Here is a 20,297-nt window from a genome sequence, read left to right as displayed (position 1 = left end):
CGTCGCGACGACGATGCCGGCCCGTCGATCCTGAGCCGCCGGCCCGGTTCAGGCGGCGCGTGCCCGGAACTGCTCGGCCATCCATTCGATGACGACGCGCACGCGCGGGGAGAGCTGGCGCGTGTGCGAATAGAGCACATGCACCGGCAGCCGCGTCGGGGGATAGTCGTGCAGGATCTCGACCAGAGCGCCGCCGGCGAGTTCGGGTTCGATGCGGTAGCGCGGCACCTGGATGATGCCGAGCCCCTGGCAGGCGCAGGCCACGTTGGTCTCCGCCCCCGTCACCGTCACGACGGAAGGCGGCGTCACCTGCCGCTCCTTGCCCTTGTCGAGAAAGACGAACGGGCTGACGGCGGCGGCATCGGCGGCGAAGAGGCCGACGATGCGATGGTTGTCGAGATCGTCCGGCGTCCGCGGCGTGCCGAACCGCGCGATATAGGACGGGCTGGCGAACGTGCCCCGGCGCAGTTCGGCGAGCTTGCGGCGGATCAGCGGGCTGTCGCTCAGCGGGCCGGCGCGCAGGATGCAGTCGAAGCCCTCCCGCACCATGTCGAGAGCCTGATGCGCCTCGCCGATATGCAGCCTTATGCCGGGATAGGTGTCGAGGAAGCGCGATAGCCCCGGCAGCAGGAAGTGGCGGGCCTGGGTGCCGTGCACGTCGACCCGCACCAGGCCGCTCGGCTTGGCGCCGGCAAAGGCGCCTTCGGCATCCTCGAGATCGGCGATCAGTGCCAGGCAGCGCTGGTAATAGGCCTCGCCGTCGAGCGTCGGGCTGACCTGGCGCGTCGTGCGCTGAAGCAGGCGTACCCCCAGCCGCGCCTCCAGCCCCTTCACCGCATCGGTGACGGACGAGCGCGGCAGCCCGAGGTCCTCGGCGGCCTTGGTGAAGCTGCGGCGCTCCACGATGCGGGTGAAGGCCCGCATGGCATCGAAACGATCCATTGTTCGCCTATTCGGATAGTGTTGCCGATTTATGCCTGATTATCTCGCTCATTGGAACGGGCATTGTCTCATCACACCCGCCGGACACCCGGCGAACAGCAAGGAGCAGGACAATGACCACCAATTTCACCAAAGCCGCCGGCAAGGTCGCGATCGTCACCGGCGCCTCGGGCGGCATCGGCGCGGCGGTAGCCGAGCGCCTCGCCAGCGACGGCTTCACCGTCGTGGTGAACTACGCCGGCAGCACCGCGCCGGCCGAGGCGCTGGTCGCCCGGATCGAGGCCGCCGGCGGCCGCGCCGTCACCGCGCAGGCCGACATCTCCAGCGTCGAGGCGGTTCGCCGCATGTTCGACAGCACCGAAGCGGCCTTCGGCGGCGTCGACGTGCTGATCAACAATGCCGGCATCATGAACCTGGCGACCATCGCCGACAGCGGCGACGCGCTGTTCGACCGCCAGATCGCGGTGAACCTGAAGGGCACCTTCAACACGCTGCGCGAGGCGGCCAGGCGGCTGCGGGACGGCGGGCGGATCGTGAACTTCTCCTCCAGCGTCGTCGGCATGCTGCAGCCGAGCTATGGCGTCTATGCCGCCACCAAGGCCGGGGTCGAGGCGATGACCAGCATCCTCGCCAAGGAGCTGCGCGGCCGCAACATCACCGTCAACGCCATCGCGCCCGGCCCGACCGCGACCAAGCTGTTCCTCGACGGCAAGCCGCAGGAGGTCGTCGACCGTCTGGCCAAGCTCGCCCCGCTGGAGCGCCTCGGCCAGCCCGAGGACATCGCCGCGGCCGTCTCGCTGCTGGTCGGCCCCGACGGCGGCTGGGTCAACGGCCAGACCCTGCGCGTGAACGGCGGGATCATCTGATCCCGCGCTCCGCCCGCCAGCCCATCATTCCTGAAGGACAATCCCCATGTCAAAGCATGTCGTTCTCGTCACCGGCGCCTCGTCGGGCTTCGGCCTCATGACCGCCCAGGCGCTCGCCAAGGCCGGCCATACCGTCTACGCCTCGATGCGTGAAACCGAGGGTCGCAACGCGGCTCGCGTGGCTGAAATCGCCGAATGGTCGAAGGCCGAAGGCGCCGATCTGCGCAGCGTCGAACTGGACGTGCAGTCCGACGCGTCCGCCGACGCCGGCGTCGCCCATGTCCTGGCCGAGGCCGGTCGCCTCGACGTCATCGTCCACAATGCCGGCCACATGGTGTTCGGCCCCGCCGAGGCGTTCACGCCCGAGCAGTTCATGCAGCAATACGACGTCAACGTGCTGGGCACGCAGCGGGTGAACCGGGCGGCGCTTCCCCAGCTGCGCCGGCAGGGCAGGGGGCTGCTGGTGTGGGTCGGCTCCTCCTCCACCCGCGGCGGCACCCCGCCCTTCCTCTCGCCCTATTTCGCCGCCAAGGCGGCGATGGACGCGCTCGCGGTGTCCTATTCCACCGAGCTCGCGCTGTGGGGGATCGAGACCACCATCATGGTGCCCGGCGCCTTCACCAAGGGCACCAACCATTTCGCCCATTCCGGCAAGCCCGCCGACGAGGCTCGCGCCGCCGAATATGAGGCCGGTCCCTATGCCGGCATCGCCGACAAGGCCCTCAAGGGCCTCGCCGGCCTCGAGCCCGCCGATGCGGATCCGGCCGAGGTCGCCCGCGCCATCGTGCGCGTGGTCGACACGCCGTTCGGCAAGCGCCCGTTCCGGGTGCATGTCGACCCGTCCCAGGATGGGGCGGAAGTGGTGAACGCCGTCGCCGACCGCATGCGCCGCGAGATGTACCGCAACATCGATCTCCAGGCGCTGCTCGGGCCGCGCGTCGCCGGCTGACCGGCCTATCGGGCGGCCGGACGGGCCAGCGCTCCGGCCGCCCCCTCCCAAACCGTCAGGAGCAAGCACAATGACCGACTTATCCGCACCCGCCTCGCGCTGGAAGGCGCCCCTGGTATTCGTCGGCTTCGGCGCCGTCGCGGCGGCGGTCGCCTCGACCGCGGCGTTCACCAGTCTGCATCTCGGCCTCGCGCCCTGGGCGATGTTCGTCGGCTGGGTCGCCTATTTCACCCGGCCGATCTCCGGCCGGCAGGGCCTCCATACCTGGCTCTGCCTCATCGGCGGGCTTCTGTTCGGCGCCATGGCCGTCCTCGCCCTGCGGGAACTGATGCCGATGATGGGTCCATGGGCCCTGGCGCTGGTCGTCTTCGTGGTGGCGATGCTGGTCGTCTCGATGCGGGCCATCCGCATGCTCGACAATATCCCGGCCTGGTTCCTCGGCCTCATCGCCTTCTTCGCCGCGCATGTCGAGCCGTCGGTGGCGGCGCTCGCCGAGCTGGGCGGCGCCGGCGCTCTCGGCTCGGTCGCGGGCTGGGCTTCGCAGCGGCTGCAGGCCGGCATGGCCGCGCCTCACTGAGCCGCAGCGCTCGGAAGCCCGGCTCCGGCCCGCCTCAGTCGATCCCCTCCACCTCCTTGAGGCGGGGGACGATGAAGTCGACGAAGGCCCGCACCGCCGGGCGCAGGAACCTCGTCGAGGGAAAGCTGAGGAACAGCTCGCTCGGCCGCACCTCGTAGTCCGGCAGCACCCGCACCAGTTCGCCGCGCGCCAGTTCGTCCGCCACCAGCAGCGTCTGCACCGGCCCCGGCCCGTGCCCGGCCTTGAGGCTGGCGACGATCACCTGCGCCGCATTGGTGCGCAGCAGCGGCCGCACCGTCAGCTCGACGGTCCCGGCGTCGTGCAGCAGCGTCAGCCCGTCGCGGTCGGACAGCACCGTCGTCGTCGCCACGATCGGCCGCGCCGCCAGCTGCTCCGGCGTGTCGATCGGGCCGGCGGCGGCGAGATGGGCGGGGGAGGCGACCAGCACCCGCCGCACGGTGCCGACCCGCCGTGCCACCAGGTCGCGCTCCTCCGGCCTTCCATAGCGCAGCGCGAGGTCGAAATTCTCGTAGACGAGGTCGACCTGCCGGTTGTCGAGAACCAGATCGGCGGCGATGCCCGGATGAAGCCGCTGGAACTCCATCAGCAGCGGATGCACGCACTGGGCGCCGAGGCAGGCGGGGGCGAAGAGGCGCAGCGTGCCTTCCAGCCGCCCGGTATCGCGCCGCACGCCCTCCAGCGCCGCGTCGATGGAGGCGAGCGCCGTGCGCGAGGCCTCGTAGAGCGCCTGTCCCTGCGCGGTCGGGCGCATGGCCCGCGCCGAGCGTTCAAGCAGACGTGCGTTCACATGCCGTTCGAGATTGCGCAGATGTTTCGTCACCGCCGGCTGCGAGATGGCGAGGTCGCGCGCCGCGCCGGTGACCGACCCCTTCTCCACCGTGCGGACGAAGGCGCGCAAGGCTAGCGAGAGGTCCATTCACACCACATCTTCATATCCAGCGGTTATGATCACAATCACATCATAACATATGGACATGGCGCCGGCCATCAGGCTTGCTGCCGCTGCGTTCGGCTCTCCCGACGTTCCGAGACTCTCACCCAGAGGCCCCAACAATCATGCTGCTGACCCGTCGTGCCGCCCTCCTCGGTGCTCCCCTGTTTCTTGCCGGCTGCGCCACCCAGGGCCGGACGCCGTCCCCGATGGCCGCCAGCTCGGCCATCGATCCGCGCATCCTCGCCATGTACGGGCCGATCGACGACGAGCCGTTTCCGGTACCGGCGGTGGACCTGTCGGATGTCGACCCGGCGTTCTTCCGGCAGGAAGTGGCCTATCGCGGCACCGATCCGGCCGGCACCATCGTGGTCGATCCCAACCGGCGCTTCCTCTATCTGGTGCGCGAGGGCAACCGGGCGATCCGCTACGGCGTCGGGGTCGGCAGGGAAGAGGCGTTCAACTTCCAGGGCGAGGCGGTGATCGCCCGCAAGGCGCAATGGCCGCGCTGGACGCCGACGCCGTCGATGATCGCCCGCGAGCCGGAGCGCTACGGCCCCTATCGGGACGGGCTGGCCGGCGGGCCGACCAATCCGCTCGGTCCGCGCGCCCTCTATCTCTACCGCGACGGCCGCGACACCTATTACCGCCTGCACGGCACCACCGAGCCCTGGACCATCGGCACCATGGTGTCGTCCGGCTGCGTGCGGCTGATGAACCAGGACATCATCGACCTGTACCGGCGCGTCCCGGCCGGCTCGCGGGTCGTGGTGCTGCCGGCGGGGGCAGGGCCCGTCGCCTGAGGGACCGACCGGGAATTCAAATATGCCCTCATCTCCGGGCTCGCCCCGGGCATGAGGGCGAAAATGGCGGCTTTCGAGCGGCCGAACCGAAGGATGAGCAAGGCTCTCGGGATGGGGCTCGCCCGAGCGCGGGTGTCCGAGGGCGTTGTCCGAGGGCTGGAGGCGGCGGGGGAGGTTGCCCTGGAGTGTTGCGCCGGGGCGGCCTCCGGCCCTGAAAACACAAGGCTTTCCTGAACGCCAGCTTACCGTTTGTTTACCACGTTGTAATGTTGGCCGCATTTTCGCCGCACTCGGACAGCCTCCTGTGCCATAAGGAGTGGGGGATCGGGTGCGTGTACCGATGTCCCGAAAGTGGGTTCGCATCCGCCAGTAGAGTTCGGCACCGGCCTTAAAAGGTTGCCGCGGCGATGCCAACGGAACGGTCGGGTGAATGGGGCGGAAATCGGCTCTTGATCGAGCTGCCGGCGGCAAGCCGGCGCAGGGGACGCTGACGGGTCTTCCGGGACTCTGCCGCGTCGCGGCTCTCGTCGGGGTCGGGCTTGTCGTCGCCAATTGCAGCGGCTCCGACAAGATTTCCAGCAAGATCGATCCAAAATACGGCGTGGCCGCCAGCCCGCGCGTGATCAAGCCGGGCGATCCGGTTCCCAAGGGCGGCGGCACCTATCGCGTCGGCAAGCCCTATACCGTCGCCGGCCGCGTCTATACCCCCTACGAGAACACCAAGTACCGCGCCGAGGGTCTCGCCTCCTGGTATGGCGACGATTTCCACGGTCGCCTGACGGCGAATGGCGAAGTGTTCGACATGCACTCCATCGCCGCCGCGCATCCCACCCTGCCGATGCCGTGCTACGTGAAGGTCACCAACATGGCCAATGGCCGTTCGATGGTGGTGCGCGTGAACGACCGCGGGCCCTATCACGGCAACCGCGTCATCGACGTCTCCTCGCGCGCCGCCGACCTGCTCGGCTTCAAGCGCGTCGGCACCGCCCGCGTGCGGGTGGAATATGTCGGCCGCGCGCCGCTGGAAGGCTCCGACGACGTCCAGCTCGCCTCGACGCTGCGCGAGAACGGCCAGCAGGTCGTCCCGACCACGATGCTCGCCTCCGCCGCCCCGGTGCTGCCCCGCCTGGCCGCCGCGGCGCCGGTGGCGAATGTGCCGCTGCCGCCGAGCCGCCCGTTCGAGCTCGGCGAGCCCAGCGACGAGGACGTCGCCGAAGCCCCGGTCGTCGCGCCGGTGGTGGTGGCGCGTGCCTATTCCGTCAATCCGGTGCGGGTCGCCTCCCGCCCGGCCCAGCAGCCGGTCGCCGTCGTCGCGCCGCAGCCGGCGCCCCAGCAGGTCGCCTTCGCGCCGCTGCCGGCCGCCAAGCCGGTGAAGACCGCCTCCGCGACCCCCGCCCCGGTGGCTGCCCCGAAGCCGGTCGCCGCTCCGGTCACCGTGCCCCCCGTCGCGGCCAAGCCGAAGTCGCCGGCCACCGCCCCGATGGCGGTCGCCCAGATGGCGCCCCCGCCGCGTCCGGCCCAGCAGTCCCTCGCCGCCGCCGGCTGGGTGGTCGGCGCGCAGCCGGCCATGACCTATGCCCCCTCGCAGGCTCCGGTCGCGGTCAATACCGGGCAGGGCCTCTACTGATCCGCACGGCCGTCAGGCCGGGCTGCAGGCGAGGCTGATTGCCCCCGCCGATGCCGGCTGCTAACTCTTCGGATCTGTGCGGAGGGTCGTCGGACATGTCGTCGGGCATCGGGTCATCGGAAGTCGTCGCCGGACCCGGTCCGATCGGTCGCATCGGGCTCATCGTACACCTCACCATACTCGCCGTCGGGCTGTTTTCCGGCCTCGCGCTGCTCCCCGCGCGCGCGCAGTCGCAGCCGCCGACCATCGCCTCGCCGGAGGCGATTCTCGTCGACTACGAGAGCGGCACGGTGCTGTTCGAGCGCGGTGCCGACGCCCGGACCGCGCCCGGCAGCATTGCCAAGATGATGGCGATAGCCGTTGTTTTCCGGGAACTTAGCGAAGGCCGGCTGACCCTCGATACCGAGTTCAGGGTCAGCGAATATGCGTGGCGGCGTGGTGGCGCCCCTTCCGGCGGCGCCACCATGTTCGCCGGGCTCAACACCTCGATCAAGGTTTCCGACCTGCTGCGCGGGGCGATCATCCCCTCGGGAAACGACGCGACCATCGTGCTGGCCGAAGGTATTTCCGGCAACGAACTCGCCTTCGCGCAGAAAATGAACGACGAAGCCAAGAAGATCGGATTGACGAACTCCGTCTTCCTGAATTCCAATGGCCTCTCGGACCCGGATCAAGTGACGACGGCGCGCGACATGATGCGTCTGGCCACCCATATCATCCGCACCTATCCGCAATTTTACCCGATCTATGCCGAGAGCGACTTTCTCTGGAACAAGATCCGCCAGAGCAATCGCAATCCGTTGCTTGGCATGAGTCTGGGCGCCGACGGCTTCCAGACCGGCTATCTCAAGGAATCCGGCTTCAACGTCGTCGGCTCGTCGGTGCAGAACGGCCAGCGCCTCATCCTCGTGGTGATGGGCGCCAAGACCGACAAGGAGCGCGCCGAGGACGCGCGCAAGCTGCTCGAATGGGGCTTCCGCGCCTTCGAGTCCAAGCTGCTGTTCGACAAGGGCCAAGTGGTTGGCGAAGCAACGCTTTATGGCGGCGCGCGCGGCGGCGTGCCGCTTGTCGGCCGCACCCCGATCCGCATTCTGGTACCGCGCAGCGGCGACGAGAGGATCAACGCCCGGATCCAGTATCAGGGCCCGATCGACGCCCCGGTGGCGGCCGGCACCGAGCTCGGGCGGCTTCGCGTGTTCCGCGGCGACCAGCTGGCGCTCGACGTACCGCTGGTCGCGGCCGAGGACGTGGCGCAAGGCCCGTTGTGGCGCCGCGCGCTCGACGGAGCCTACGAACTGGTGGTCGGCCTTGCCCGCCAGGGCTACAGCAAGCTGAAGGGCGCTTATGCCGGCGCGTCGTGAGCCGGTGGCGCTGCGGCCGCGCGCGACCCGCCGAACCAGGGCCGGGCGCTTCGTCACGTTCGAGGGCGGGGAGGGCGCAGGCAAGTCGACGCAGGTGCGGCTTCTGGCCGAACGCCTGCGGCAGGCAGGCATCGACGTCGTCACCACCCGCGAGCCGGGCGGGTCGCCGGGGGCGGAAATCCTGCGCCAGGTCATCCTCTCCGGCGCCGCCAAGCCATTGGGACCGCTGGCGGAAGCGACGTTGTTCGCCGCCGCGCGCGCTGATCATCTCGATGCAACCATCCGCCCCGCCCTCGCCGCCGGCCGCTGGGTGATCTGCGACCGCTTCGCCGATTCCACCCGTGTCTATCAGGGTGCGCTCGGCCAGGTCGACGCGGGGATTCTGAGAGCGCTGGAGACGGTGACGGTCGGCGAGACCCGGCCGAACCTCACCATCATCCTCGACGTGCCGGCAGATGAGGGGCTGGGACGCGCTGCGGCGCGTTCGGGCGCCGGCGCCGATCGCTTCGAGAGCGAAAGCCTGAGCTTCCACAAGCATTTGCGCGAGGCGTTCCTGGAGCTGGCGCGGCAGGAGCCGGCGCGCTGCGTGGTGATCGATGGCCGCCGTGACGTTGAAACCGTCGCCGCGGATGTCTGGCGCGCGGTCGCCGAGCGGCTGGCACTGCCGGCAAGGGCCAGCGTGCAGGGGAACGTGCCATGAGCGACGCCGTCATCGAGGCCGATCGCTTCGGCACCGCGCCGACCCCGCGCACCAATCATTTCCTCATCGGCCATGGCGACGCGGAGGCGTCGGTCCGCGAAGCCTGGGACGCCGGGCGCCTGCCGCACGCGCTGCTGGTCGGCGGGCCGGAAGGCATCGGCAAGGCGACCTTCGCCTATCGGCTGGCACGCTTCGCGCTGGCCGGCGGACGAGCGCCGGCCGGCATGCTGGAGATCGGTGCCGACCACCCGGTATCGCGGCAAGTGGCGGCGCTCTCGCATCCCGACCTGCTGGTGCTGCGCCGAACTCCCAACGATTCCGGCAAGTTACCTACTGCTATCCCGGCAGAAACCGTGCGCCGGGTGCGCAGCTTCTTCGGTTCCACCGCGGCGCTCGGCGGCTGGCGGGTCTGCGTCGTCGACACGCTGGACGAGATGAACGCGCAGGGCGCCAACGCGCTGTTGAAGACGCTGGAGGAGCCGCCGGCGAACGCGCTGTTCCTGCTGGTGAGCCACGCGCCGGGCCGGCTGCTGCCGACCATCCGCTCGCGCTGCCGCGCGCTGCCACTGCGCGCCCTGCGGACGGAGCAGGTGATGCAGGCGCTCGAACACCTTGCCGGCCATATGCCCGACCTTGCACGCGAGCGTTTCGGAGAGGCCGCGGAGGCGAGCGGCGGCAGCGTGCGCGAGGCTCTGGCTTTGCTCTCCGCCGACCGGCTCGCGGTGCGGCGGGCGACCAACGAGCTGCTGGCGCAGCTTCCCCATATCGATCCGAAGGCGCTGCACAGCCTCGGCGACAAGCTGCAGGCCGACCGCGACGGCGGCGCCGAGAGCTTCATGGCGGCGGTCGAGAACTGGATTTCAGACCGGGCGACGGGGAGGGTGCAAAGCCCCGGCGTGCGCCTTGCACGCCTGCCGGAGGTGTGGGAGAAGGTTCGCCGCGCCGCGATCGACGCGGATGTCTACAATCTCGATCGCAAGACATTTGTGTTCCGGATCTTCGCGTCGCTTCACGAGGCGGTTCGTCCCTGACCGCGTGGTGGCAGACCGCCGGGTCCGGCTGCCGCAGGATCGTGCTTCGTGAAACCCGCCTTCTACCTCACCACGGCCATCGACTATCCCAACGGCTCGCCGCATATCGGCCATGCCTATGAGAAGATCGCCACCGATGCCATCGCCCGCTTCAAGAAGCTGGACGGCTATGACGTGCGATTCCTCACCGGGACCGACGAGCACGGGCTCAAGATGGCGCAGACCGCTTCGAACCAGGGGCTGACGCCGTTCGACTGGGCGACGAAGAATGCTAATCGCTTCAAGGCGATGGACGAGTTGCTTCGTGTCGACTATGATCGCTTCATCCGTACCACCGACGACGATCACATCGCCGCCAGCCAGGCGATCTGGCAGCGGATGCTGGATGCCGGCGACATCTATCTCGACGCCTATTCCGGCTGGTACTCGGTTCGCGACGAAGCCTATTACGCCGAGGACGAGACCAGCGTGAACGCCGACGGCGTGCGGCTCGGTCCGCAGGGCACGCCGGTCGAGTGGACCGAGGAGAAGAGCTACTTCTTCCGTCTCTCCGCCTATCAGGACAAGCTGCTCGCCTATTACGAGGCGCATCCTGACTTCATCCGCCCGGAAAGCCGCCGCAACGAGGTGCTGAGCTTCGTGAAGGGCGGGCTGCAGGATCTTTCCATCAGCCGCACCACCTTTTCCTGGGGCGTGCCGGTGCCGGGCGACGACGCCCATGTGATGTATGTGTGGGTCGACGCGCTCACCAACTACATCACCGGCGTCGGCTATCCCGACACCGAGAGCGAGACCTTCAAGCGGTTCTGGCCGGCGGACCTGCATATCATCGGCAAGGACATCATCCGCTTCCACGCGGTCTACTGGCCGGCCTTCCTGATGTCGGCGGGCCTGCCGGTGCCGAAATGCGTGTTCGCGCACGGCTTCATCCACAATCGCGGGGAGAAGATGTCGAAGTCGGTCGGCAACGTCATCGACCCCTTCGACCTCGCCAAGGCCTATGGCGTCGACGCGCTGCGCTATTTCCTGCTGCGCGAGATCCCGTTCGGCCAGGACGGCTCGTATACCCACGAGGCGATCGTGGCGCGTACCAATGCCGATCTTGCCAACGACCTCGGCAATCTCGCGCAGCGCTCGCTGTCGATGATCGCCAAGAATCTCGGCGGCGCGCTTCCCGCGCCGGGCACGCTCTCGCCCGAGGACGCCACGATGCTGGCCGGCGCCGACGCCATGCTGGCATCCGTGCGCAAGGCGATGGACGAGCAGCAGATCCACCAGGCGCTGGCGGTGATCTGGGCGGTGGTGGCGGATGCCAACCGTTACTTTGCCGCCTCGGCGCCCTGGGAACTGCGCAAGAGCGCGCCGGACCGCTTCGGCAGCGTGCTGTGGACGACGGCGGAGGTGATCCGGCAGGTCGGGATCCTCGCCCAGCCCTTCATCCCGGACAGCGCCGGCAAGCTGCTGGATCTCCTCGCGATTCCCGCGGAGAAGCGCGGTTTCGAGGCGATGGGGGAGGCGGGTCGGCTCGCGGCCGGCACGATCCTGCCCGCCCCCGTCGGGGTGTTCCCGCGCTATGTCGAGCCCGACGCGAGCGCCAGCGCATGATTGTCGATAGCCACTGCCATCTCGATTTCCCCGATTTCGCCGTCGAGATCGATGCCGTCGTCGCGCGCGCCCGCGCGGTCGGCGTCGGTCGCATGGTCACTATCGGCACCCGCGTGCGGCGCTCGGGCGAGGTGAGGGCGATCGCCGAACGCTTCGACGACGTGTTCTGCTCGGTCGGCACCCATCCGCACAATGCCGGCGAGGAGCGCGACGTCACCCTCCCCGAGCTGCTGGCGGCGGCGGACCATCCCAAGGTCGTCGCCATCGGCGAGGCGGGGCTCGACTATCACTACGATAACGCGCCGCGCGGCGATCAGATGGCCGGCTTCCGCCTGCATATCGAAGCGGCGCGACAGACCGGCCTGCCGCTGGTGATCCACGCTCGCGAAGCGGATGACGACGTGGCGCAGCTTCTGGAGGAGGAATCGGCCAAGGGCGCGTTCTCTTTCGTGCTGCATTGCTTCACCGCCGGCGCCGATCTTGCCCGCCGGGCGGTGGCGCTGGGCGGCTATGTGTCGTTCTCCGGCATATTGACCTTCAAGAGCGGCGCACCGCTGCGCGAGATCGCGGCGCAATTGCCGGCCGACCGGCTGCTGGTGGAGACCGATGCGCCCTATCTGGCGCCAAATCCATGGCGGGGAAAGCGCAACGAGCCTTCCTATGTCGTCGAAACCGCCCGTATATTGGGAGATGCGCGCGGCCTGTCGCCCGACGCGATCGCGCAATTGACCACCGACAATTTCTTCCGCCTGTTTTCCCGCGCCCATTGAGCTCCGTTCCGACATCGCCATGGCCCTCACCTTCACCATCCTCGGCTGCGGCTCTTCCGGCGGCGTGCCGCGGGTCGGACAGGGGTGGGGCGCCTGCGACCCCACCGAGCCGCGCAACCGGCGGCGGCGCTGCTCGGTGCTGGTGGAGCGCTCGGACGGCGAGGGCGGTCCGGTCACCCGGGTGCTCATCGACACCTCCCCGGACCTGCGCGAGCAACTGATCGAGGCCGGTGTCGACCGGCTCGACGCCGTGCTGTTCACCCATGAACATGCCGATCACACCCATGGCATCGACGACCTGCGGCCACTCACCATCCTGAACCGCCGGCGCATCGACGTGTTCATGGATGCCGAGACGTCCGCGATGCTGAACAACCGCTTCAGCTACTGCTTCCAGTCGCCACCCGGCAGCGACTATCCGCCGATCCTGGTCGAGCATCGCTTTGCCGCCGGCGACACGATCCGTATCGATGGACCCGGCGGCGTCATCGAGGCCACGGCTTTCCGCATGTTCCACGGCTCCATCATCGCCTATGGCTTCCGCTTTGGTTCGCTCGCTTATTGCCCGGACCTCCACGACCTGCCGGCCGAAAGCCTGCCTTACCTGGAGGGGCTGGACATGTGGATCATCGATGCGCTGCGCTACGCACCGCACCCGACGCATCTGTCGCTGAGCGAGGCGCTCGGCTGGATCGAGCGGATGAAGCCGCAGCGCGCCGTGCTGACGAATTTGCATACCGACCTCGACTATCGGCGCCTCGCCGCTGAGCTGCCCGCCAATGTGGTGCCGGCCCACGATGGCATGAAAATCAAAATAGCCTCGTCCTGACAAAAGCCTGGGTATCGAGGCGTGTCTCCTGCGATGTCGATTTATTTTCCATAATATGTCTTCTGCGACTCATAGAGGCTCGGAAAAATAGTGACCCCCTCCCGTGATATCGAACGCCTGCTTGAGATCATGGCAGCCCTGCGAACGCCCGGTACCGGCTGCCCGTGGGACCTCGAGCAGGACTTCGCCTCGATTGCGCCCTATACGATCGAGGAGGCCTACGAGGTCGCCGACGCGATCGCCCGCGACGACTATGAGGACCTGTGCGACGAACTGGGCGACCTGCTGCTGCAGGTGGTGTTCCATGCGCAGATGGCGCGCGAGCGCGGCCTGTTCGATTTCGGCGACGTGGTAACGGCGATCACCGCCAAGATGATCCGCCGACATCCGCATGTGTTCGGCGCCGAGCGCGGACGCGACGTCGATGCCGTCAACCGCGCCTGGGGAGAGATCAAGGTCGAGGAGAAGCGCCTGCGTGCCGAGCGACGGACGCGGCGCGGTCTGCCGGCCGAAGGCGAGGGACATCGGGTGCTTGCAGGAGTGCCGGTGGGTTCGCCTGCCCTCACCCGCGCGGTGAAATTGCAGCAGAAGGCTGCATCGGTCGGCTTCGACTGGCCCGACGCTGGGCCGGTGGTCGCCAAGATCCGCGAGGAGATCGAGGAGGTCGAGGTGGAGATCCGCGCCGGCGACCGGGCCGCGGCCGGAGCCGAGGTCGGCGATCTGCTGTTCGCCGTTGCAAACCTCGCCCGTCACCTCGGCGTCGACCCGGAGGCGGCGCTGCGCGGCACCAATGATAAGTTCACCCGGCGCTTCGCCCATATCGAGGATACGCTCGCCGGACAGAGCCGCCATCCGGTCGATGCCAGCCTCGACGAGATGGAGCAGCTCTGGCAGGATGCGAAATCGCTTGGCTAGGCCGTCGGGGAGCGGCGGGATGTGCATGCCCTCCCCTTGGATGCCATCCCCCTTGTTCGGCCATCTACATTTGATCGAATCTGCGTTAGGCAGATCAAGGCCGCTCGACAGAGCGGACGGGTCCGCCCTACCATTTTGCCAGCCTCCGCTCGGCCGGGATGGCGTATGGCAGAGGCCTCGCCTAGCATGAGTCCGACGGAAGTTCGCGAGTGGATGGTTTGATGGAATTTCCTCGTACGCCGGTGCCGGCGATCGTGGAGGCGGGCAGGTCGGGCAAGGGCAGTGCCCGCATCCTGATGTACAGCCACGACACCTACGGGCTGGGCCACATCCGTCGCACGCGCGCCATCGCCAACGCGCTTGTCGGGGCTCACGACAACCTGTCGGTGTTGATCATCTGCGGTTCCGCGCTCGCCGGCAGCTTCAATTTCGCGCCGGGAATTGATTTCGTGCATGTGCCGGGCGTCGCTAAGAGCGAGGACGGCGAATATGCCAGCGCCAATCTGCGCCTCGGCCTGCCGCAGGTCACGGCGATCCGCGAGGCGCTGATCCGCCAGACGGCGGAGGCCTTCCGCCCGGACATCTTCATCGCCGACAAGGAGCCGGCCGGCTTTCGCGGCGAACTGCTGCCGACGCTGAAGCTGATGGGCCATATGGGTACGCGGCGGGTCATCGGCATCCGCGACGTGCTCGACGGTGCCGAGGCGATCCGTGTCGAGTGGCACGACAAGGGAGCGATCCGCGCCCTCACCGAGCATTACGACGACGTGTTGGTCTATGGCCTCGAGGAGTTCTACCGCCCGCTGGACGGCATACCGCTGCCGGCGGAAATGCGCTCGCGCCTCATTTATACCGGCTATCTGCGCCGCTCGGTGCCGGGCGGCCTCGCCACCATGCGCTATCCCCGCTCGGCGAAGGGGCCGTTCATCCTGGTGACCACCGGCGGTGGCGCCGACGGCGCCGGGCTGATCGACTGGGTGATCTCCGCCTATGAGGCGGACCCCTATATTCCCCTGCCCGCGGTCATCGCCTTCGGGCCGTTTCTGTCGAACACCCAGCGCGGCAATTTTCTCCAGCGTATCGAGCGGCTTGCCAAGGTGGACGCCATCGTTTTCGACCCGAAGATCGAGCGGCTGATGAACCGGGCGGCGGCGGTGGTCGCCATGGGCGGCTACAACACCTTCTGCGAGATCCTGTCCCTCGACAAACCGGCCCTGCTGGTGCCGCGCTCGCGCCCACGCCTCGAACAGACCATCCGCGCCACGCGCGCCGCCGATCTGGGCCTCGTGCGCATGCTGGAAGACCCGATGGAGCATGGCGCGACTTCCCGCGACCCGCTGCAGATGGCCGCCGCGCTGACGGCGCTGCGCGATCAACCTTCGCCGTCCAACGTGTCGATGCCGGGCTTGCTGGATGGGCTGGACCACATTTCCCGGCATCTCGAGCCCTATATCCGCAAGCCGGACCATGACAGCGGATCGGCGATCGGCGTCGGGGTCTGACCATATGACGACGCAGAACAACGGCGACGGCACCGCACCGGCGCAGAGCCGGCATGGGCAGGATGCCTCCCCTCGCCTCGCCATCGTCCTCAAGGGATATCCGCGGCTTTCGGAGACCTTCATCGCCCAGGAAATCCTCGCCCTGGAGCGCGCCGGCTACGAGTTCGACATCTGGTCGCTGCGGCGCCCGACCGATCGCCACCGCCACCCGATGCACGAGCAGATCGCCGCCCGGCTGTTCTATCTCCCGGAATATCTGCGCGACGATCCGCGCCGTGTGGCGCGCGGCTTCGTCCATGCGCTGCGGCGGCTTGACTGGAGGTCGTTGCTGCCGGTGTTCCTGCGCGATCTGCGCCGCGACTTTTCGGCGAGCCGGGTCCGTCGCCTCGGGCAGGCGCTCGTGCTGGCGCAGGAAGTCGATCCCGCCATCGGCCATCTGCATGTGCATTTCCTGCACACGCCCGCCTCGGTCACCCGCTACGCGGCGCTGCTGACCGGGCGGTCCTTCTCGTTCTCCGCCCACGCCAAGGATATCTGGACGACCCCGGACTGGGAGCGCCGCGAGAAGATTACCGATGCGCGCTGGGGCGTGACCTGCACCCGTGACGGCTGGTCCGAACTGCGGCGCGTGGCGGCGACGGGCGACGGCGAGCGGGTGGAGCTGGTCTATCACGGCCTCGATCTCGACCGCTTCCCCCTGCCTCCGCAGGGCCGCGAGCCGGCGGACGGCAGCGACCCGGTCCATCCGGTACGGCTGCTGGCGGTTGGGCGGGCGGTGGAGAAGAAGGGGTTCGACGACCTCCTTGCCGCGCTGGCGCGGCTTCCGGCGACGCTCAACTGGCGTCTGGTTCATATTGGCGGTGGCGAACTGCTTGCCGCGCTCAAGGCGCAGGCGACGCAGCTCGGCCTTGCCGACCGCATCGAATGGCGCGGCAGCCAGGCGCAGGGTGCGGTGGTGGAGGCGATGCGGCAGGCCGATTTCTTCGTGTTGCCGAGCCGGCCGGCCGGAGACGGCGACCGCGACGGCCTGCCGAACGTGTTGATGGAGGCGGCGACGCAGGCATTGCCGGCCATTTCCACCGATTTCGCCGGCGTGCCGGAATTCATCGAGAATGGCGTCAATGGCGTGCTTGTCCCGCCCCGCGCGCCGGTGGAGCTGGCCGAAGCGCTCGCCGCTTTGATCGCCTCGCCGGCGGAGCGGCTGCGGCTGGGCCAGGCTGCACGCGAGCGGCTGGTCCAGGGCTTCTCCTTCGATGCCGGCATCGCGCGGCTCGATGCGCTGATGCGGCCGCTGGCCGTTCCGCTGCGCGAGACATGAGGGTCCTGTTCCTCGCGCCGCTCAAGCCGCCGGACCATCCGGTTCCGTCGGGCGAGCGCACCATTGCGCGGCTGTTCATGAAGCTGCTGCGCCGGCTCGGCTATGAGGTCGAGCTGGCTTCGCAGCTGCGCACCCATACTTCCACGCCCTCCCCCGCCATTTGGGAGGGGATGCAGGAGGCGGCGCGGATCGAGGTGGCGCGGATATTGGATGCGGAGGCGGGCGGCGATCCGGTCGCCTGCGTATTCACCTACCACGTCTACTACAAGGCCCCGGATCTCATCGGCCCTGCCCTGGCGGCGGCGCTCGGCGTGCCCTATGTCATCGCCGAAGCTTCTCGCGCGCCGAAGCGGGCGCAGGGCAGCTATGCCGAAGGCCATCGCCTCAGCGAGGTGGCGATCGATCGCGCCGATCTGGTGCTCACTCCCACCCGGCTCGACCGCGAGATGCTGGAGCGGCTGCGTCCCGCGCATCAGCGTCTCGTCGATCTGCGGCCCTTCCTCGATCTCGGCGAATGGCCGCTGGCCGGACCACGGCCGCCCGGCCGGGGCACGGAGCCGGGATTGATCTGCGTGGCGATGATGCGCGCGGGCGACAAGCTCGCCTCCTATGGTCAACTCGCCGATAGCCTCGGGCGCCTCGTCGATCGACCCTGGAGCCTGACGGTGGTCGGGGACGGGCCGGCGCGCCGCGAGGTCGAGGCACTGTTCGCCGCCTTTGGAGCGCGGGTGCGCTTTCTCGGCGCGGTAGTGGAGCGCCCTGCCCTCAGCCGCCTGCTCGCCAGTGCCGAGCTCTTCGTCTGGCCGGGCGTCAACGAGGCGTTCGGCGCTGCCTATCTCGAAGCGCAGGCGCATGGCCTGCCCTGCGTCGCCGGCGCCTATGGCGGCATCCCGGACGTGGTGCGGGACGGCGAGACCGGCCTGCTGGCGCCGCCGGGCGATGTCGCGGCGCTGGCGGCGCGCCTTGCCGAGCTCATCGACGATCCGCATCGGCGCGCGCGGATGGGAGCGGCTGCGGCCCGCTTCATCGCCGAGGAACGCGACCTGCCGGCAGCGGCGGCGGTCGTTCGGCAGGCTTTCGGACAGGCCGGCATTCCGCTTCCCGGAGACCGTCTATGACCGCCGGAACGGCCCTGATCGTGGTCACCCATCTGCTCGGCGTCGGGCACCTCGCCCGCATGGCGGCGCTCGGTCGCGCGCTGGCGGCAGAGGGCTGGCGGGTGGTGCTGGCCTCTGGCGGCAGGCCGAATGCGACGATCGATACCGGTGGCTGCGAGATGGTCCAGCTGCCGCCGCTCCATTGCGTCGGCGCGGACTTCGCCACGTTGCTGATGCCGGACGGATGTGCGGCGAATGCCGCCTATCTCGCCGCGCGCACCGAAGCCCTGATCGCGGCGTTCGACCGCGTCCGGCCGGATGTTCTCATCACCGAACTCTATCCGTTCGGTCGCCGGGCCTTGCGCGGCGAGTTCGATGCGGTGCTGCAACGCGCTCACGCCATGGTTCCGCGTCCGGCGGTGCTGAGCTCGATCCGCGATGTCCTCAATCCGCCCTCCCGGCCGGAAAAGGCGCGATCGGCGCTGGAACGGCTTGCGGCCTATTATGACGGCGTATTGTTTCATGGAGACGGCGAGGTGGTGCCGCTCGCCGCCTCCTGGCCGACATCGCCGGAGCTGATGCGGCGAATCCAGGACACCGGCTATCTTCATGACAGCGGCCGGCTTTTCGACGACGGCGGCGCCGACGGGCGGGACGAGATCGTGGTGTCCGGCGGCGGATCGACCGCCAGCCTGCCGCTTGCCCGTGCGACGCTCGCGGCCGCGGCGCGGCTGCCCGAGCGCCGCTGGCGGCTGCTCATCGGCCACGGCGTGCCGGAGGCCGATTTCGCCGGGCTGCAGGGCTCGGCGCCACCGAACCTGACCGTTGAGCGCGCCCGGCCGGACTTTCCGCTGCTGCTCGATCGCGCGGCGCTGTCGGTCAGCCAGGCCGGGTACAATACCGTGCTGGACCTCGCTGCCGCTGGCGCCCGCGCGCTGCTGGTCCCCTTCGCCGAGGGCGGCGAGCGCGAGCAGACGCTGCGCGCCGCCGAGCTGGAGCGCCGGGGCCTTGCACGGGTGATCCCGACGGCAAATGCCGATGGCGAGAGCATCGCCATGGCGGCTGCCGAATTGCTGGAGCAACCGCGCCCGGACTGGTCCGGCATCGCGCGGGATGGGGCGCGCCGCACGGTGCAATTGGTCGGCGAGGCGGCCACGCGGTCGGCCGCCCGCGCCCATGCGCTCGACCGGCTGGATGATGCCCTGCATCGCGCGCAGGTGGCGGGACGGCATCTGCGCTTCTGGTGGCGCGACGACGATGCGGTCGAGCCGACCGGGGAACTCGACCGGCTGCTTGCCCGCTGCATCGACCGCCGCATTCCGATCTCGCTGGCGGCGATTCCGGCACGGACGACGTTGGACCTGGCGCGCCATGTCGCCTCGATCGACGCGGTCGACATTCTCGTTCATGGCTGGAGCCACGCCAATCACGCACCTACCGGCGAGAAGAAGGTCGAATTCGGCCCGCATCGTCCGATCGACGTCATGACGGCGCAGGCCGTCGAGGGACTGCGGCGCGTCGAGGCGCTGTTCGGTTCCAAGGCGCAGCCGGTATTCGTCCCACCCTGGAACCGCGTCGACCTGGCATTCGCCAGCGCCCTGCCCGGCTGCGGCTATCATGCCCTGTCGACCTTCAACCGACGCCTTAGCCGTTACGCGGCTCCGGGCATGGTGCAGTTCAACACCCATCTCGACCCCATTGCGTGGCGTCGCGGCGGCGGGCTCGCCGATGAGGCGAAACTGCTGGATCGTCTCGTGGATCTGATCGAGGACGAGCTGGCAGCGCGGCCGGGCGAACTGGAGCCGATCGGTCTGCTCACCCATCACCTGGTGCATGACGGCTGGATCGACCGCTTTCTCGACGAGTTGGTCGATCGGCTGCTCGGGTCGGGCGCGGTTCGCTTCGTGGCGATCTCGGAGATGCTGGCGGAGGATCCGGCGCTGGGCGCTCAAGCCGGGCGTCGGTAGAGGTAATAGCGGCCTTCCAAGGCGCCGACCGGCAGCGGAACGGTGTCGAAGCCGTCGAGGCGCAACGGCAGATCGGACATGACGATACCGCCGGGCGCCATGATCGGCGGCAGCAGCCGTGCCGACATATCCGCCACACGCCGGTTCGATTCCCGGTCGAAGGAGCCGAGATCGGAATTCGCCAGCACAACCTTGCCGGCGAGCCGGTGGTGCAGCGGCGGCAGCGTCTCCTCGATCTCGCCGAGCATGAGCAGGGCGGGGTCGGGCTGGCAATCGGCATAGGCGCCGTTGATCCGGTCGAACACATAGATGTCGCGGCCGGAAAGGTGGCGGCGCAGATGGTCGAAGGTCCGCCCGAGGCCGAGCCCGAGTTCCACCACCGGCCCCGACCGATGGGCTATTTCCTCGAAGGCCCAGGCGAGGCAGGCATGCTGCGATTGCAGGCGGAACAGCGTCTTTTCGAGACGGGAAACGGTCGACATGCGT

The 20,297-nt window shown here is 68.8% G+C and carries 19 protein-coding genes; 16 read left to right on the top strand and 3 right to left on the bottom strand.

What is annotated here, in order from left to right:
- Nucleotides 1-48: 48 nt before the first annotated feature.
- On the bottom strand, nucleotides 49-942 hold the full coding sequence (locus tag AC1RU4_RS06860; RefSeq protein ID WP_492890302.1) for a LysR family transcriptional regulator: 894 nt from the start codon (nucleotides 940-942) through the stop codon (nucleotides 49-51).
- Nucleotides 943-1,055: 113 nt separating this feature from the next.
- On the opposite strand from AC1RU4_RS06860, the gene AC1RU4_RS06855 reads away from it, so the two are divergent.
- The 3 genes from AC1RU4_RS06855 (at nucleotide 1,056) to AC1RU4_RS06845 (ending at nucleotide 3,334) form a co-directional block, all read left to right on the top strand.
- Nucleotides 1,056-1,808, top strand: coding sequence for an SDR family oxidoreductase (locus AC1RU4_RS06855; RefSeq protein WP_492890301.1), 753 nt, complete (start codon nucleotides 1,056-1,058; stop codon nucleotides 1,806-1,808).
- A 46-nt stretch (nucleotides 1,809-1,854) separates the two neighbouring features.
- Nucleotides 1,855-2,757 (top strand): SDR family oxidoreductase, encoded by a 903-nt coding sequence (locus tag AC1RU4_RS06850; RefSeq protein WP_492890300.1) that lies wholly within the window; start codon nucleotides 1,855-1,857, stop codon nucleotides 2,755-2,757.
- A 70-nt stretch (nucleotides 2,758-2,827) separates the two neighbouring features.
- Nucleotides 2,828-3,334: a DUF1097 domain-containing protein gene (locus AC1RU4_RS06845; protein WP_492890299.1), complete on the top strand. Its 507-nt coding sequence runs from the start codon at nucleotides 2,828-2,830 to the stop codon at nucleotides 3,332-3,334.
- Nucleotides 3,335-3,368: 34 nt separating this feature from the next.
- Here AC1RU4_RS06845 and AC1RU4_RS06840 read toward each other — a convergent pair whose 3' ends face one another.
- Nucleotides 3,369-4,271 (bottom strand): LysR family transcriptional regulator, encoded by a 903-nt coding sequence (locus AC1RU4_RS06840; protein WP_492890298.1) that lies wholly within the window; start codon nucleotides 4,269-4,271, stop codon nucleotides 3,369-3,371.
- A gap of 140 nt (nucleotides 4,272-4,411) precedes the next feature.
- On the opposite strand from AC1RU4_RS06840, the gene AC1RU4_RS06835 reads away from it, so the two are divergent.
- From AC1RU4_RS06835 to AC1RU4_RS06775, 13 genes are all read left to right on the top strand, one after another.
- Nucleotides 4,412-5,089: a L,D-transpeptidase gene (locus tag AC1RU4_RS06835; protein ID WP_492890297.1), complete on the top strand. Its 678-nt coding sequence runs from the start codon at nucleotides 4,412-4,414 to the stop codon at nucleotides 5,087-5,089.
- 430 nt (nucleotides 5,090-5,519) lie between these two features.
- Complete coding sequence (locus AC1RU4_RS06830) at nucleotides 5,520-6,716, top strand: septal ring lytic transglycosylase RlpA family protein (RefSeq protein ID WP_492890296.1); 1,197 nt, start codon at nucleotides 5,520-5,522, stop codon at nucleotides 6,714-6,716.
- 95 nt (nucleotides 6,717-6,811) lie between these two features.
- A complete protein-coding gene (locus AC1RU4_RS06825; protein ID WP_492890295.1) occupies nucleotides 6,812-8,077 on the top strand; it encodes a D-alanyl-D-alanine carboxypeptidase family protein in 1,266 nt (421 codons plus the stop codon).
- Nucleotides 8,061-8,777, top strand: coding sequence for a dTMP kinase (gene tmk / locus AC1RU4_RS06820; protein ID WP_492890294.1), 717 nt, complete (start codon nucleotides 8,061-8,063; stop codon nucleotides 8,775-8,777). The genes AC1RU4_RS06825 and tmk overlap by 17 nt, the downstream gene beginning before the upstream one ends.
- A complete protein-coding gene (locus tag AC1RU4_RS06815; protein WP_492890293.1) occupies nucleotides 8,774-9,808 on the top strand; it encodes a DNA polymerase III subunit delta' in 1,035 nt (344 codons plus the stop codon). The genes tmk and AC1RU4_RS06815 overlap by 4 nt, the downstream gene beginning before the upstream one ends.
- A 48-nt stretch (nucleotides 9,809-9,856) precedes the next feature.
- Nucleotides 9,857-11,413 carry a methionine--tRNA ligase gene (gene metG / locus AC1RU4_RS06810; protein ID WP_492890292.1) on the top strand — a complete coding sequence of 519 codons (1,557 nt, stop codon included), beginning with the start codon at nucleotides 9,857-9,859 and terminating at the stop codon, nucleotides 11,411-11,413.
- Nucleotides 11,410-12,183, top strand: coding sequence for a TatD family hydrolase (locus AC1RU4_RS06805; protein ID WP_492890291.1), 774 nt, complete (start codon nucleotides 11,410-11,412; stop codon nucleotides 12,181-12,183). The genes metG and AC1RU4_RS06805 overlap by 4 nt, the downstream gene beginning before the upstream one ends.
- Nucleotides 12,184-12,202: 19 nt before the next feature.
- Nucleotides 12,203-13,012: an MBL fold metallo-hydrolase gene (locus AC1RU4_RS06800; RefSeq protein ID WP_492890290.1), complete on the top strand. Its 810-nt coding sequence runs from the start codon at nucleotides 12,203-12,205 to the stop codon at nucleotides 13,010-13,012.
- A gap of 90 nt (nucleotides 13,013-13,102) precedes the next feature.
- The gene (gene mazG, locus AC1RU4_RS06795) at nucleotides 13,103-13,927 is read left to right on the top strand and encodes a nucleoside triphosphate pyrophosphohydrolase (RefSeq protein ID WP_492890289.1); all 825 of its coding nucleotides are present in this window, start codon (nucleotides 13,103-13,105) and stop codon (nucleotides 13,925-13,927) included.
- A gap of 221 nt (nucleotides 13,928-14,148) precedes the next feature.
- On the top strand, nucleotides 14,149-15,429 hold the full coding sequence (locus tag AC1RU4_RS06790) for a glycosyltransferase family protein (RefSeq protein WP_492890288.1): 1,281 nt from the start codon (nucleotides 14,149-14,151) through the stop codon (nucleotides 15,427-15,429).
- Between the two features lie 4 nt (nucleotides 15,430-15,433).
- Nucleotides 15,434-16,747: a glycosyltransferase gene (locus tag AC1RU4_RS06785; RefSeq protein WP_492890287.1), complete on the top strand. Its 1,314-nt coding sequence runs from the start codon at nucleotides 15,434-15,436 to the stop codon at nucleotides 16,745-16,747.
- The gene (locus AC1RU4_RS06780; protein ID WP_492890286.1) at nucleotides 16,744-17,865 is read left to right on the top strand and encodes a glycosyltransferase family 4 protein; all 1,122 of its coding nucleotides are present in this window, start codon (nucleotides 16,744-16,746) and stop codon (nucleotides 17,863-17,865) included. The genes AC1RU4_RS06785 and AC1RU4_RS06780 overlap by 4 nt, the downstream gene beginning before the upstream one ends.
- A complete protein-coding gene (locus AC1RU4_RS06775) occupies nucleotides 17,862-19,811 on the top strand; it encodes a glycosyltransferase (RefSeq protein ID WP_492890285.1) in 1,950 nt (649 codons plus the stop codon). Before AC1RU4_RS06780 ends, AC1RU4_RS06775 begins: the two co-directional genes overlap by 4 nt.
- On the opposite strand, the gene AC1RU4_RS06770 is transcribed toward AC1RU4_RS06775, so the two are convergent.
- Nucleotides 19,793-20,293, bottom strand: a complete 501-nt coding sequence (locus AC1RU4_RS06770; RefSeq protein ID WP_492890284.1) for a class I SAM-dependent methyltransferase — start codon at nucleotides 20,291-20,293, stop codon at nucleotides 19,793-19,795. The genes AC1RU4_RS06775 and AC1RU4_RS06770 overlap by 19 nt on opposite strands.
- Nucleotides 20,294-20,297 lie beyond the last annotated feature (4 nt).

The organism is Ancylobacter sp. GW821-FHT10E12 (assembly GCF_058809335.1).
The sequence above is the reverse complement of the archived record's forward strand: the minus strand, read 5'-3'. Positions and strand labels throughout refer to the sequence as shown.

Coding starts and splice junctions, on each gene's coding strand:
- AC1RU4_RS06840 (WP_492890298.1), bottom strand. CDS start 4,271: ATGGACCTCTCGCTAGCCTTGCGCGCCTTCGTCCGCACGGTGGAGAAG.
- AC1RU4_RS06815 (WP_492890293.1), top strand. CDS start 8,774: ATGAGCGACGCCGTCATCGAGGCCGATCGCTTCGGCACCGCGCCGACC.
- AC1RU4_RS06845 (WP_492890299.1), top strand. CDS start 2,828: ATGACCGACTTATCCGCACCCGCCTCGCGCTGGAAGGCGCCCCTGGTA.
- tmk (WP_492890294.1), top strand. CDS start 8,061: ATGCCGGCGCGTCGTGAGCCGGTGGCGCTGCGGCCGCGCGCGACCCGC.
- AC1RU4_RS06830 (WP_492890296.1), top strand. CDS start 5,520: ATGGGGCGGAAATCGGCTCTTGATCGAGCTGCCGGCGGCAAGCCGGCG.
- AC1RU4_RS06805 (WP_492890291.1), top strand. CDS start 11,410: ATGATTGTCGATAGCCACTGCCATCTCGATTTCCCCGATTTCGCCGTC.
- AC1RU4_RS06790 (WP_492890288.1), top strand. CDS start 14,149: ATGGAATTTCCTCGTACGCCGGTGCCGGCGATCGTGGAGGCGGGCAGG.
- AC1RU4_RS06775 (WP_492890285.1), top strand. CDS start 17,862: ATGACCGCCGGAACGGCCCTGATCGTGGTCACCCATCTGCTCGGCGTC.
- AC1RU4_RS06780 (WP_492890286.1), top strand. CDS start 16,744: ATGAGGGTCCTGTTCCTCGCGCCGCTCAAGCCGCCGGACCATCCGGTT.
- AC1RU4_RS06770 (WP_492890284.1), bottom strand. CDS start 20,293: ATGTCGACCGTTTCCCGTCTCGAAAAGACGCTGTTCCGCCTGCAATCG.
- AC1RU4_RS06800 (WP_492890290.1), top strand. CDS start 12,203: ATGGCCCTCACCTTCACCATCCTCGGCTGCGGCTCTTCCGGCGGCGTG.
- AC1RU4_RS06825 (WP_492890295.1), top strand. CDS start 6,812: ATGTCGTCGGGCATCGGGTCATCGGAAGTCGTCGCCGGACCCGGTCCG.
- AC1RU4_RS06850 (WP_492890300.1), top strand. CDS start 1,855: ATGTCAAAGCATGTCGTTCTCGTCACCGGCGCCTCGTCGGGCTTCGGC.
- AC1RU4_RS06835 (WP_492890297.1), top strand. CDS start 4,412: ATGCTGCTGACCCGTCGTGCCGCCCTCCTCGGTGCTCCCCTGTTTCTT.
- AC1RU4_RS06785 (WP_492890287.1), top strand. CDS start 15,434: ATGACGACGCAGAACAACGGCGACGGCACCGCACCGGCGCAGAGCCGG.
- AC1RU4_RS06855 (WP_492890301.1), top strand. CDS start 1,056: ATGACCACCAATTTCACCAAAGCCGCCGGCAAGGTCGCGATCGTCACC.
- AC1RU4_RS06860 (WP_492890302.1), bottom strand. CDS start 942: ATGGATCGTTTCGATGCCATGCGGGCCTTCACCCGCATCGTGGAGCGC.